Annotated in this window: 12 protein-coding genes; 5 read left to right on the top strand and 7 right to left on the bottom strand. The window is 72.6% G+C overall.

The annotated features are described in order from the left end of the window. Positions 1–100: 100 nt before the first annotated feature. Positions 101–643, top strand: a complete 543-nt coding sequence (locus tag ACWDAK_RS21295) for a DinB family protein (protein WP_344635011.1) — start codon at positions 101–103, stop codon at positions 641–643. Positions 644–898: 255 nt separating this feature from the next. Continuing rightward, complete coding sequence (locus ACWDAK_RS21290; RefSeq protein WP_427394202.1) at positions 899–1504, top strand: YceI family protein; 606 nt, start codon at positions 899–901, stop codon at positions 1502–1504. 207 nt (positions 1505–1711) lie between these two features. Here ACWDAK_RS21290 and ACWDAK_RS21285 read toward each other — a convergent pair whose 3' ends face one another. Next, on the bottom strand, positions 1712–2674 hold the full coding sequence (locus tag ACWDAK_RS21285) for a LysR family transcriptional regulator (RefSeq protein ID WP_344635013.1): 963 nt from the start codon (positions 2672–2674) through the stop codon (positions 1712–1714). A 152-nt stretch (positions 2675–2826) separates the two neighbouring features. Here ACWDAK_RS21285 and ACWDAK_RS21280 point away from each other — a divergent pair, with 152 nt between their 5' ends. Next, positions 2827–4089 (top strand): MFS transporter, encoded by a 1263-nt coding sequence (locus ACWDAK_RS21280; RefSeq protein ID WP_344635014.1) that lies wholly within the window; start codon positions 2827–2829, stop codon positions 4087–4089. 10 nt (positions 4090–4099) lie between these two features. Continuing rightward, on the top strand, positions 4100–4594 hold the full coding sequence (locus tag ACWDAK_RS21275) for a macro domain-containing protein (protein ID WP_344635015.1): 495 nt from the start codon (positions 4100–4102) through the stop codon (positions 4592–4594). A 43-nt stretch (positions 4595–4637) separates the two neighbouring features. Here the strand turns inward: ACWDAK_RS21275 and ACWDAK_RS21270 are convergent, their stop codons facing one another. Next, a complete protein-coding gene (locus tag ACWDAK_RS21270; protein WP_344635016.1) occupies positions 4638–5171 on the bottom strand; it encodes a GNAT family N-acetyltransferase in 534 nt (177 codons plus the stop codon). Positions 5172–5416: 245 nt separating this feature from the next. On the opposite strand from ACWDAK_RS21270, the gene ACWDAK_RS21265 reads away from it, so the two are divergent. Next, the gene (locus tag ACWDAK_RS21265; protein ID WP_425557537.1) at positions 5417–6259 is read left to right on the top strand and encodes a TetR/AcrR family transcriptional regulator; all 843 of its coding nucleotides are present in this window, start codon (positions 5417–5419) and stop codon (positions 6257–6259) included. A 135-nt stretch (positions 6260–6394) separates the two neighbouring features. On the opposite strand, the gene ACWDAK_RS21260 is transcribed toward ACWDAK_RS21265, so the two are convergent. From ACWDAK_RS21260 to ACWDAK_RS21240, 5 genes are all read right to left on the bottom strand, one after another. After that, complete coding sequence (locus ACWDAK_RS21260; protein ID WP_344635017.1) at positions 6395–7675, bottom strand: GNAT family N-acetyltransferase; 1281 nt, start codon at positions 7673–7675, stop codon at positions 6395–6397. 150 nt (positions 7676–7825) lie between these two features. Beyond that, a complete protein-coding gene (locus ACWDAK_RS21255; protein WP_427394201.1) occupies positions 7826–9115 on the bottom strand; it encodes a C40 family peptidase in 1290 nt (429 codons plus the stop codon). 196 nt (positions 9116–9311) lie between these two features. Next, positions 9312–10475: a hypothetical protein gene (locus ACWDAK_RS21250; protein ID WP_344635019.1), complete on the bottom strand. Its 1164-nt coding sequence runs from the start codon at positions 10473–10475 to the stop codon at positions 9312–9314. Positions 10476–10530: 55 nt separating this feature from the next. Further along, positions 10531–12288: a threonine/serine exporter family protein gene (locus ACWDAK_RS21245; protein ID WP_344635020.1), complete on the bottom strand. Its 1758-nt coding sequence runs from the start codon at positions 12286–12288 to the stop codon at positions 10531–10533. Between the two features lie 112 nt (positions 12289–12400). Further along, complete coding sequence (locus ACWDAK_RS21240; RefSeq protein WP_427394200.1) at positions 12401–13060, bottom strand: DedA family protein; 660 nt, start codon at positions 13058–13060, stop codon at positions 12401–12403. Between the last annotated feature and the right edge of the window lie 143 nt (positions 13061–13203).

Below are 13203 nucleotides of genomic sequence, written 5' to 3'. Positions count from 1 at the left end.
GACCCTAACCGGAGTCGAGTAGCGGACAGATCCTGCCCTAAACGCTGGCTAACGTCGGTCCTACCGAAGCGGGGCAACCCCACGACGAGAGGGAGTCGACATGCCCATCCTGGTGCGCGCGGAGAGCGATGAGCGCGACGGCCTGCTGGCCTTCCTGGACGCCCAGCGCGGCGCGATCCGCCGCGCCGCGTTCGGGCTGACCGAGGAGCAGGCGGCGGCCACACCCAGCGTGAGCAGCCTGTCGGTGGCCGGACTGGTCAAGCACGTGGCACGGTGCGAGCGGTTCTGGATCCTCGGCATCCTGATGGACGACGAGCGCGGGAAGGTCACGCCGGACGACTGGGCGGACGAGCACCGGCTGCTCGACGGCGAGACGCTGGCGGGCTGGCTCAAGGAGTACGAAGCGGTGGCCGCCGAGACCGAGGAGGCCATCCGCAGCCTGCCCGATCTGGACGTGGACGCGGCGCTGCCGACCGCCCCGTGGTTCCCGCCGGGCAGCCGCCGCACCGCGCGCTGGATCCTGATGCACCTGATCGAGGAGGTGGCGCGCCACGCGGGGCACGCGGACATCATCCGGGAGAGCACCGACGGCCGGACGGCCTTCGAGTTGGTGGACGCCGCCGAGGAGGTGGCAAAGGGCTGAACTGGATGGCCGGCGGAGGGCTGGCCACCGGGGAGCGTTCTCCGGGAGGCGCGCCCGGAGCGCGCTCTGGGGGCACCCGGAGCGTTCTCCGGGAGATACGCCCGGCGTGCACCCGTTGCCGCGCGACGGATCGAGCCAGTGGGGGGATTCCTTCGGGAATCCCCCCACTCATGGTTGAACATTGAACGAAATGGGGCTATGGTGGAGCCAACAAGTTGAAGCCTAAACAACTGGCTTCGGATTTCAGGAGGAGCCATGGGCATCTTCAGCCGCAACAAGACCACCGCCGCCGTCATCGCACCGGCCTCCGCCGGACCCGACCTGTCCCATCTGACCGGCGCCTACACCATCGACCAGGCCCACAGCCGGATCGGCTTCGGCGTGCGCCACGCCATGGTGACCAATGTCCGCGGCGAGTTCGCCGAGTACGAGGGCAAGCTGCAGCTGGACGGCAGCAACCCGGCCAACTCCTCCGCCGAACTGGTGATCAAGGTCGCCAGCATCGACACCAACCAGGCCCAGCGCGACGAGCACCTGCGCACCGGCGACTTCTTCGCCGCCGACACCTACCCGGAGATCGCCTTCCGCAGCACCTCCATCCAGCGGCTGCGCGACGACTCGTACCGGATGTCCGGCAACCTCACCGTCAAGGACACCACCCGCCCGGTCACCCTCGACCTCGACTTCACGGGCAGTGCGACCGACGTCTACGGCGCCAACCGGGTCGGCTTCGAGGGCTCGACCACCATCGACCGCACCCAGTGGGGCCTCACCTACAACGCGGCGCTGGAGACCGGTGGCGTGCTGATCGGCGAGAAGGTCAAGCTGACCTTCGACATCTCCGCCGTCAGGGCCTCCTGATCCATCCCCGAACACGTTCGGCCTCCCGGGCCGCCCCCGCCGCTCCCCCGTCGGCGGGGTCGGCCCGGGAGGCCGAACGCTTTCACTTCCGACGCCGCTACTTCCGACCCGGTCACTTTCAACGCGGCCACCCCCGACCCGGTCACCTCCGACCCGGTCACCTCCGACGGGGTCACCTCCGACGGGGAGAAGCCGCTCCGCCCGGGATCACCCCAGTAGCGCGGCATCCTCCCCCGGCAGCCAGCTGCCCGGCGGGCGCCGCAACCAGCCCTCGCGCGCGCCGAACTCCGCCGCCGCGGCGCGCAGCGCGTCCAGCCCGGGGTGGCGCAGCTCCGGACGGTGGACCAGGCAGACCAGGCTCAGCGGCACCGGATCGACCAGCGGCCGGGTGACCGATCCGGGGATCTCCGGACCGCCGACCGTGGTGAGCACCGCCTCGCCGTGCCGCGCCAGGTAGTGGGCCATCTCGTCCGCGCCGACCGGCGGGGTGTAGGGCCGCGCGGTCACCAGGCCGTGCTCGGCGGCGAGCCGGCGGCCGAGGTCGGACCACTCGGTGGTCGCCTGGTTGCCCGCGCAGACGTCGAGCGGGTGCCCGGCCAGGGCGGCCAGCGGCACCGCGGCCCGCCCGGCGAGCGGATGGCCGGCCGGCAACAGCACCGCCATGCGCTCCAGCCGGACGGGTGTGTGGGCGAGTTGGGACCGCACCGGCGCCGGAAGGCCGGCGAAGCGCCCGAACGAGACGTCCAGCCGGTGCGCCAGCAACTCCGCCGCGGCACCGGCCAGTCCACCGCAGTAGCGGGCGAGGAGTTCGCCACCGGGCAGCGCGGCGCGGGCGGCGGCGAGCAGCCGGTCGGCGGTCAGGTCCGCGCCGCTGACCGCGCTGTTGAGATCGACCAGTAGCGCCCGGTCGCCGGAGCCGGCCACGATCTCGTCGTGCAGCGCCAGTAGTCGGCGCACCTTCGGCAGCAACTGCTCGCCCGCCGGGGTGAGTTGGACGGCTCGGGTGGTGCGGCTGAACAGCGCGCCGCCCAACGCCCGCTCCAGCGCCCGGATGTCCCGGCTGAGGGCCTGCTGCGCGATGTGCAGGCGCTGCGCGGCCCGGCCGAAGTGCAGCGTCTCGGCAGTGGCCAGGAAACCGCGCAGCAGACGCGGATGCAGGTCAACGGGCATGGCCGCAGGTTAGCAACGCGATTCAGCGACCCCGTCCGCCGCCCGCGATTGACAACACGGACGCGTCAATCCGGCAGAACAGGTGTTGGACCGGCCCGGGCCGGCACCGCGAGGCTTGGCGGCACACCCCCCACCACCCTCCCGGGAGACCCGTGCTCGCCTCGTACCGCCGCCTCTTCGCCCCACCGGGGGCGCTCGCCTTCACCCTGGCCGGACTGCTCGGGCGGCTCTCGTTCTCGATGACGGGTGTCGGCACCGTGGTGATGATCGCCGCCCGCCGGGACTCGTACGCGCTGGCGGGCGCGGTCTCGGCGGCCGGCGTGGCGGCGGTGGCCATCGGGCTGCCGCTGCTGGGGCGACTGGTCGACCGGCACGGCCAGCGGAGGGTCGCGGTGCGTGGCGTGCTGGCCGCCGCCGTCCCGTTCGCCGGGCTGCTGCTCTGCGTGCACTACGGCGCGCCCGCCTGGACGTACTTCGTTTGCTGGCCGGCCGCCTCGGTGCAGCCGAACCTGGGCGGCATGGCGCGGGCCCGCTGGGCCCACCTGTACCGGGACGACCCGGCCGCCCGCCATCTCGCCAACTCCTTCGAACAGGCCCTGGACGAGTTCTGCTTCATGGCCGGGCCGGTGCTGTCGATGCTGCTCTGCACTTCGTTCTTCCCGGAGGCCGGACTGCTGATCGCCGGGCTGCTGTCGGTCACCGGTGTGCTGCTGTTCGCCGCGCAGCGCCGTACCGAACCGCCGGTGCGGCCGACGGCACACGGTGAGGGCGGCGTCGTCCGGCAGGCGGGCGGGCTGCGGGCGGTGCTGCCGATCTTCCTCGCGACCGGCGTGGCCTTCGGCTCGATGGAGGTCACCACCATCGCGTACTCCGACGCACTGGGCCAACGGGCGGCCGGGGGCGGGCTGTTGGCGCTGGTGGCAGCCGGTTCCTGCGTGTCCGGACTGGCCTTCGGCCTGGTCCGCTTCCGGCGGCCGGCGGCAGCCCGGCTACTGGCGGGGACGGCCGCGATGGCCGCGCTGCTCCTTCTGCCGACGGCCGCCGCGCTCTCCGGGGCGGGGCTCACCGTCCTCGCCGTCGCACTGTTCGCAGCCGGCTCCGGGACGGCACCGACCATGGTCGCCGGGATGACGGTGGTCCAGGAGTCAGTACCGGAGAGCAGGCTGAACGAGGGCATGTCGCTCGCCGTGTCCGGCATCGTGGTCGGGATCTCCGCCGGGTCCGCGCTCGGCGGCGCGATCGCCCAGCACGCCTCACCCGGTACCGGCTACCTCCTCCCGGCGGGTGCCGCGGCATCGGCCGTGTTGCTCACCGCGCTCGGCTACCGCCGGCTGCGGCGTCCCGCCGCGGCCCGTGCCGCACATGGGCCTTCGGCGGCGGAGAATTCGGCGGTGGCTGTCGGTGCCGGCCGCTAGCGTTGCGGCCATGGGGGAAGACAGCAGAGCAGGGATCGAATACCTGCGGGGGGACGCCACGGCGCCGCAGGGCAAGGGCGTCAAGGTGATCGCGCACGTCTGCAACGACCTGGGCGGCTGGGGCAAGGGCTTCGTGGTGGCGCTCTCCCGCCGCTGGCCCGCGCCGGAGGCGGCGTACCGGCGCTGGCACCGCGAGCGCTCCGGCAACGACTTCGGCCTCGGCGCGGTCCAGCTGGTGCAGGTCGAGCGGTACGTGTGGGTGGCCAACCTGATCGGCCAGCGGGGCACCAGGACGGGCCGCTCGACGGGCGCGCCGGTCCGCTACGAGGCGGTCGACTCGGCACTGGCCCGGCTCGGCGAGCACGCGCTCCGGCTCGGCGCGTCCGTGCACATGCCCCGGATCGGCTGCGGCCTGGCCGGCGGCCGCTGGGAGCTGGTCGAGCCGCTGGTCACGGCTCGGCTGACGGATCGGGGGGTGCCGGTGACGGTCTACGACCATGACTGACGGCCGACCTCGCGCCCACCCGCGATCCGTCCGGTACCCGAGCTCAGTCCGCGCCGCCCCGGGCAGCCGGCAGCCAGGTGTATTCGTACTCCGGCAGTACGTGCCCGCCCGGGAAGTGGCCGTCGCGCTCGTCGGTGCGGACACCGCCCTCGCGCTCGTAGAAGGCGACCGCGCGGGTGTTGCCGCGCAGCACCTCCAGATAGAGCGGGGCGTGCGCAGTACGCGCCAGCGCCTCGCGAAGCAGAGTGCGCCCGATACCGCCGCCGGTGAGCCCCGGGCGGACGTGCAGGTTGTCCAGCAGCACCCGGCCCCCGTCGGACTGCGGGACGAGGTAGGCGAAGCCGACCGTCTCGCCGTCCCGCTCGGCGATCAGCAGCAGCGGGGTCCTGGCGGGTTCGCCGTAGTCGGCGGTCAGCCGGATCGCCCACACCTCGCGGCGTTCCTCCAGCAGCCCGTCGCCCAGCGCCTCGGGCGGAACGATTCCGGCGTACGCGGTGCGCCAGCTCTCGGAGTGCAGAGCCGCGACGGCTTCGGCGTCGGCGGCACCACCGACGCGGATGACGGGCTGACGGTTCATGTGACGATCCTCCCATGCCCGTCCACTTGAACGCGTTCAAAACTATCTCTAGAGTTATCGCCAGGCAGTTTTGAACGCGTTCGAAACTGCGGGGGTTGCCGACTGGACACCGGAAACCTCGGGGTGATGAGGGGGCAGGGGGGGATCAAACCGCGTGGTACCGGGACCTCCGGGGGAATCCGGTACCACGCGGGACGCGATGACGGCGGACGGGCCGCCATCGCGTCCCGCTAGGCTCGGGGACCGTGGACGACGCGGCAACGACGAACGGTGGAAGCGACCCGATCAGCGCGGCAAGCCCGATCGGCACGGACGGCCCGACCGGAACGGACGCCTCGGAGCACAGGCCGCCCGTTCCCGGGCTGCTGCCAGCCGAGGTGCGCGGCGGGCGGGCGCAACCCAAGACCGACAAGAGCGAGCAGACCCGTGCGCTGATCCTCGAAACCGCGATGCGGCTGTTCCAGGAGCGCGGCTACGAGAAGACCACCATGCGCGCCATCGCCGCCGAGGCGGGCGTCTCGGTCGGGAACGCCTACTACTACTTCGAGAAGAAGGAATTCCTGATCCAGGGGTTCTACGACCGGATGACGTACGAGCATGCCGCCGACGCCCGCATCCGCATGGCCGGAACCACCGATTTCGCCGAGCGGCTGGAGATCGCCCTCACCTCCTGGATCGACTGCGCGGCCGAGTACCACGAGTTCGCCGCCCAGTTCTTCCGTACGGCGGCCGACCCGACGAGTTCGCTGAGCCCCTTCTCCAGCGAGTCGCACCCCGCGCGGAAGACGGCGGTGGAGTTGTTCGGCGAGACGCTGAGCGGCTCCGAGCTCGCGCCGAAGCTGGACGCCGAGCTCGCCGAGCTGCTGCCCGACCTGCTCTGGCTGCACCTGATGATCGTCGTCCTCTACTGGGTCTTCGACCGGACCCCGGACACCGAGCGCACCCGCGAGTTCGTCCGCCGCTCGACCCCGATGGCCGCGCGCATCATCAACCTGTCCCGCTTCCGGGTCTTCCGCCCGATAGTCCGGGACGCCAAGGGGCTGATCCAGGACTTCATCCTGCCGACGATCGGCCGCACCACGAAGTAGCGGCCCCGGTCCGGCCGCCGCGCGGCGGCCCGCCGGACGGCCGCGGAGCCCTGTCCCCCCGAACGGACAGGGCTCTGGCGCACCGGTCCGGAGCCTGCCGGACCGGCGCGGGCGGAGCCTGCCGGACCTCCCCGGTCAGAAACCGTCCGGGTTCCACGGCGCGAGCGGCGTGCGCAGCAGCAGGTCGGCCGCGGCGACCCCGCCCGGGCGCAGCTCGGTGACCAGCGCGGCGGCGGCCAGCCGGGGCACCGTCTCACCGCCGAGGTAGAGCGAGGCGAGGACGCCCGCGTCGAGTGCCAGGTCCGGCTCGTCCTCGGTCGGCGTGCAGCGTCCGGCGCCGTCGGCCCCGGCCTCCAGGGCCCACCGCCCGTCGACGTACCCCTCCGGGTCGTCGACCTGGAGCACCACCCGGCCGGGCGCGGCGTAGCCACGGGCTGCGAAGGCGGCGGGCAGGTCGAGGAGGCGCAGCCAGGTGTGGTCGGCGGTCTCGGGGTGCGGGGTCGCCGCACGTGGCTCATTCAGCCACAGCGGCAGCGCGTCGTCCGGGGAGAGGTTCGCCACCGCGATCCTGCGCACCCAGTCCACCGAGAACAGCAGCCGCCAGAGCGCGACGGCGGTGCCCCGATCGAGGGCGAGGAAGTCGTAGACCGTGAGGGTGCAGTTGGGACAGCTGCCGTCCCAGGCATCGTCCACGCGGTAGACCGCCAGGCCGGTGACGGCACCCTCGGCGTCCCGGTGCACGGCGGCGAACGGCTCCTGCCACACGCGTCCCGGCGACTGGACCTCGCCGGTGGCCAGCTGCCAGCCGGTCGGCAGGCGTTTGATCGCGCCCGGCTGGGTCAGTCGCCAGCGCTCGTGCAGTTCGGGGCCGAGCTTGCCGAGCTCCTCCATGGTCACGAAGCCGATCCGGCCGCCGGGTGAGTCGGGCAGCTCCGCGCGGAGCCCGCCGGCCCTGGCCAGGTCGATCTGCCGGCCGTGCGCCCGGGTCGCCGGACCAAAGCCGTACCGGCCGTAGATGTTGTACTCGGAGGCGATCAGGATCGCCGCGACCGAGCCGCGCTCACGGGCCGCGGCGAGGTCCCGGCGCATCATGCCGCTGAGCAGGCCGCGCCGGCGGTGGGTGGAGCTGACCGTCACCCCGGTGATGGCATCGACCTCGATGGCGGCACCCCCGGGAACCGTCAGCTCGGTGTCGAAGCTGCGGAACGTCCCGACGCAGCGCCCCCCGTCGGACCGGTCGAACGCGCCCTGCCAGCGCCCCGGTTCGAACAGCCGGCGGCGGTACTCGGTAGCGTCCGCACTGTACGGCCGGAGGAACCCCCGGCTGATCGCCCGATCCCAGACCGGGAGTTCGTCCTCGCCGATGTATCTGACCTCGATGTCCTGACCGGTCCGACCATGCGTGTCGTTGCCCATCTGGCCACCGTACGCGGGCATTTCGACTCTCCGCCGGGATTTCTTCACCTCCCTTTGAGCCTCCACCGACTCCCGAGGGGCGCCCGGGCCGACCGGTCCCGCCGGCTCGCGCCGAGCGGCGTCACGTGGGTTGCGGCGCGGGCCCGGGCGCTACGGGCGGCCGTAGAAGTCCGGGCGGCCCATGATCCAGAGGCTGGCCTGTTTGATCGCCCTGCCGGGGCGCGGGGCCTCGATCATCTGGTCGTCGCCGATGTAGATGGCCACGTGGTAGATGTCAGCGGCGCGGCCGGTGTGCGTCCAGAACACCAGGTCGCCGGGCCTGAGTTGGTGGTAGCCGATCGGGGTGGACTCGGCGTACTGGGTGGCGGCGAAGTGGGTGAGGGACTTGCCGCCGTGCCGCCAGGCCTTCATGGTGAGGCCGGAGCAGTCGAAGCCCTCCGGCCCCTCACCACCCCAGAGGTAGGGCAGTCCGATCTTGGAGCGGGCGAAGGCGACGGCCGCCTCCGCGCCACTGGCCGACCAGGCGCTGTCCGCCGCCGGGTTCGAGGGGGTGCCGGTGGCCTCGGTGGCCACTCTGGCCGCCTCCGCCGCGGCGAGTTCGGCACTCGACTCCTGGTCCTCGCGCCGCTGCCGCTCCTGCTCGATGGTGGTGTTGTGGGCGGCGGCGAGTTCCGCGAGCAGGTCCTCACGGCGCTTGGTGATCTCGTCGACCCGGGCCTGCTGGGCCTCGACCCTGGCCTGCGCCCGTTCCTTGGCCGTCCGTACGGCCTCGGCGGCGCGGATGGCGGTCTGCTCGGCCTCACGGGCGGCGGTGGCAGCGTCGGCCGCCGCGGCGGCGGTGGCGGTGGCCGAGTCGAAGATCTCCCGGATGCGGGCTCCGGCCGCACCGACGGCGGTGGCCTGGTCCCTGACGGCGCGCGGGCCCTTGGCGCTCAGCAGGGCGTTGATCGCGGAGAGTTCGGCGCTGATGCCCTGGCGGTAGGACTCGGCGGCGAGCTGGCCGGCGCGTTCGGCGGCGTCGGCGCGGTCCGCCTCGGCCGCGGCAGCGCGCCTGGCTGCCTCGGCCGAGGCGGTACGGGCCCTGGCCAGCTGTGCCTGCGCCCCGTTGTACGCCTCCACAGCCTGTTCGGCGGCCCGGTCGGCGTCCGCGAGTTCGGTCTGGGCGGCGGTCAGCCGGGCCTCGATCGCGTCGGCGTCGTCGTCCTTCGCGGTGGCGTCAGCCCTCACGGCGGCGTCGGCCTTCACGGTGGCGTCGGCCTTCACGGTGGCGTCGGTCCAGGCCGGGGCGGCCTCTTCGGCCGCGGGATCAGGGGGATCGACAGGGGACGCCAGCAACGGCGGGACGTTCACCACTGCACTCGGCGCGGCAGCGGCCGCGGGGAGCAGTCCGAGCAGACTCGAGGATGCCAGCAGGAGCGTCGACAGGAGTCTGCGTGCCATGGGCGGGCCCTCTCTCGCGGTATCTGATAATCGATCAAAGATCTCATCAGGTGACAATTCGGTCACTCGACGCAATATCTCAGATCTCGCATCAAGCCGAGGTCATCCCCGTGCGCCCTGTCGGGTGAGATGTGCCCTCCGCCGATCCGGCGTCAGCTTCCGCCCGCGACTTAGCCGGTGAACGCCGGCCGCGCGGTCAGCGCCGGGGTGCCGGGTGGGGCAGCCGGGGGTGCCCGGGGTAGCGACGGCCCGTGCGGGCCTCCGGCCCGCAGGCGGCCCCGGAGCCCGGCGTGCCACCCTCGCCCCGGCGGACACCGGCGCGAAGGCCGCCGGCCGCACCCGGCCGGCCGACCCAGGCAGGCAGGCGCACGGCGTAGCCGCGGCTGCGCCCGGCGCGTACCACGCGGCGGCGCTGCTGTGCGCGGTTGTGCCGTGCGGGGTCGGTCGCGGCGGCGAGGGCCGCACCGGCTGCGGCGGCCGAGCGGCGGTCGGCCAGCCGGGCGGAGCGGCGGGCGAGGGCACGGGCGGCATGGGCGTCGAGGTGTGCGGTGGCCCGGGCCGCCATGCGCTCCGCGACCCGGTGGGTGGCGGTGTGGTGCGCCGGGACCTTGTCGGGCGCCCCGGCGATCAGGTCGAAGAGCCAGGTGCGCGCCCGGTCCGCCCGCTGGTGCAGGAGGCGCTCGCGCCGTAGCGCACGCGCCGCGCGGCGGGGCCGGCTCGGGTACCACCAGCGGGCCCAGGGGCTGCTGGGGCGGGCCAGCCGGACGGCGCCGATCCAGGAGAGCCCGGGCACCATCATGCCGAGCAGACCCGTCCACACCTTGCCCTTGAGCAGGGTGACGACCGATACCAGGGCGTTCACCGCGATCACCGCGACCACGCCCCAACGGCCGGCCTCGGCGGATGCGGTCTGGCCGGGCACCACCCCGAGCGGCACGTACCCGGTGAGCAGCAGGGCGGTACCCAGGATGCCGAGGATGACGGCGTCCACGGACTTGCGCCCCTGCTCGCTCCAGTAGACGTCGTCCAGGTGCAGGATCAGCGCGAACTCGTCCAGCACCAGGCCGCAGCCGATCCCGAAGGCCAGGCCGAACCAGTCGATCCACGGATGGCCGCCGTTGGCGGCGAACACCCCGATGCCACCGAGCAGCAGGAAGCCGAGGCCGAAGACCATGTGGTGGATGTGCAGGCCGCCGGGCGTGATGTTGCCCGGCCACCAGCGGACCCTGGCGCGGATCATCCGGACGCTGAACCTGATCAGCACGAAGGAGCAGATGAACCCGACCAGCAGCAGGAACAGCGGCTGCTTGTGCGTGGTGACGATATGCGTGCGGTAACCGTCCAAAAGCGTACTGGTCATGGGTCGCGGTGCCTTCGTTCCGTGATCCTCGGGGCGCCTTCCGGCTAACACCCGGTCAGAATCCCCGGGTGCGTTTGGCGGCTCGGCGCGGCACGCCCAGCGAGGCCGCGAGGGACAGTTCGGCGCCCGGCTGCTTGAGGAAGAGGCGGGCGATCTCGCCTCCGAGGTTCACACCGACGGCCAGCGCCAGGGCGAGCGCGGCGGCCCGGCCGACCGCGACCAGGCCGGTGACGGGCTGGTTCTGGGTGAAGGAGAGCATACCGAGGTAGATCGCGGAGCCGGGCAGCAGCGGGCCGATCGCGGCGGTCACGTACGGCAGCGAGGAGGCGTGCCGGTAACGGGCCATCAGCTGGCCGAACAGGCCGACCATGCCGGCGGCGATCCCGGTGGCCACCACCGCGGAGACGTGGGCGTTGAGGGTGAGCACCCCGTAGGTGGACCAGCCGATGCAGCTGTTGAGGGTGACCAGCGGGAGCTTTCTGCGGTCGGTCTGCAGCAGTATCGCGAAGGCGAAGGTCACCAGCATCGCGGCCACCAGCTGCACCGGCGGGTGGCTGTAGCCGGTCAGGCTCTCGCTCGGGTTGAGTTTGGCGCCGAAGGTCAGCCCGAGGTAGAGGATCAGCATGACGCCGATGATGATGCCCGCGACCAGGTAGAGGACTTCCAGCAGCCGGGCGGCCGCAGTGATGTAGAAGCCGGTGAGGCCGTCCTGCACGGCGGCCATCAGGGCGCGCCCGGGCAGCAGGGCGAAGAGTCCACCGGTGATCACCACGGATCCGCGCAGGCCGAGGTGGTTGAACGAGAGGACGATGCCCGAGGCCGCGGCGGGCATCGCGGCGACCACGAACTGGTAGAACTCCGGCAGACCGCGGCGGGCGATCAGCGCGGCGAACCGGTCGCCCAGGATGGCGGCGACGAAGGCGCTGGCGAAGACCAACCATGCCTTGGCGTCCAGCCGCCCGCCCACCAGGAACGACGCCGACCCGGCCAGCAGGCCGGTGGCCAGCGCCAGCAGCCAGACCGGGTACGGGTGCCGGTTGCGGCGGATCTCGGCGAGGCGGCGGTAGGCGTCGTTGACCGAGATCTTCTCGGCGGTGATGTCCCCGACCAGCCTGTAGACGGCGGCGAGCCGGGTGTAGTCGGTGGTCCGGCGGCGCACCACCCGGTCGGCCGTGACCGGCGGCTCGACCAGGGAGGGCAGGTGCGAGATACCGATCAGGGTGAAGGTGACCTGCGGCTCGCAGTGGTCCAGGCCGTAGGCGTGGGTGATGCCCAGCATCGCGGCCTCGACGTCCTCGGCCGCCTCGCCGCTGGCGAGCAGCAGCTCGGCGATCCGCAGCGTCAGGTCGAGGACGCGGGGGATGTTCTTCTTGCTCGCCGCCTCCGGCTTCTCGCGCTGGGTGCGCTCGAAGGCGGGGCGTTCGGACATCGGCGTGCGCAGCAGGGTGCGCATCCGGTCCGGCCAGGGCGCGGCGCCGGGTGCGCCGGGGCTGAGGGCCGAGACGTCGAGACCGGCGGGCAGGCCGTAGCCGACGGCGCGCCAGACCTCGGGGGTGAGGGTGTCCTCCGGGCCGGTCGCCGGGCGGGCGTCCGACGGCTCGGGCTCGGCCGGGCGCAGCAGGCCCTCGGTCTCGACCGGCGGCGGGGCGAGCGGGATGACGGTGGGCCGCTCGACGGGCGGCGCCGCGGAGCCGAGCAGCCCCTCGGTGGGCGGCGCCTCGCGCGGTGGTACGGGCTTCGGCTCCGGCCTGACCGCCCGCCCGCCCCTGACCTTCTTGCCGCCGCCCGATCGGCCTCGGCCCCGCTTAGGCACTACCACTCCTCGCCGCCCCTGGTGGCATCCGGCCACCGATGTGATCTTTTGTCCCACCTTGCCTGATCGAACGCGCGAACGCACATATACGGAGCGGAAGCCTCTGCGCCGACTACTCGACCAACTCGTCCACCGGCCGGTGCCGGTTCGCGCGATCCGCCCGGCGGGCACGCAGCAGTTCGACCACGACCGGGAGCACCGACGCCAGGACGACCGTGACCAAGATCGCCTCGATGTCGTCCCGGACGAAGCCGATCCGGCCGAGCACATGGCCGAGGACGGTGACGCCGCCGCCCCAGAGCGCCGCGCCGAGCACGTTGCACAGGACGAAGGTCCGGTAGTTCATCCGGCCCACGCCCGCCACGATCGGCGCGAAGGTGCGGACGACCGGGACGAACCTGGCCAGCACGATCGCCTTGGCTCCGTGCCGGTCGAAGAAGGCGCTCGCCCTCTCCACATTCTCCTGCTTGAACCAGCGGGAGTCAGGGCGCTGGAAGAGACCGGGGCCGACTTTCCGCCCGAACAGGTAGCCGGCCTGGTCGCCTGCCACGGCCGCGGCCACGATGAGCGGGCAGACCAGCCGGAGCGGCCAGCCGAGAGTGCCGTCGGCGACCAGCAGGCCGGTGGTGAACAGCAGCGAGTCGCCGGGCAAGAAGAAGCCGATCAGCAGGCCGGACTCGGCGAACACGACCACGAGGATGCCGAGCAGGCCGAAGGCGGAGATCAGGGCGGTGGGATCGAGCCAGGACGGGCCGAGGGCGAGGCTGGTCACGCGCTGAACCCCTGACAGGTGGTACGGCCGGTATTGCCCGAGCAATGAAATGGTAAAGTATTCACCAAGGTGAGGGCCAACTTCCTTGAGTTGACCGAAGGTTGACCTTCTCGCAGGGGCGGGCCGACCGACCCGAACTGTAT

The organism is Kitasatospora sp. NPDC001175, assembly GCF_053598215.1.
Note: the sequence above shows the minus strand (reverse complement) of the source record. Positions and strands in the feature narration are given on the sequence as shown.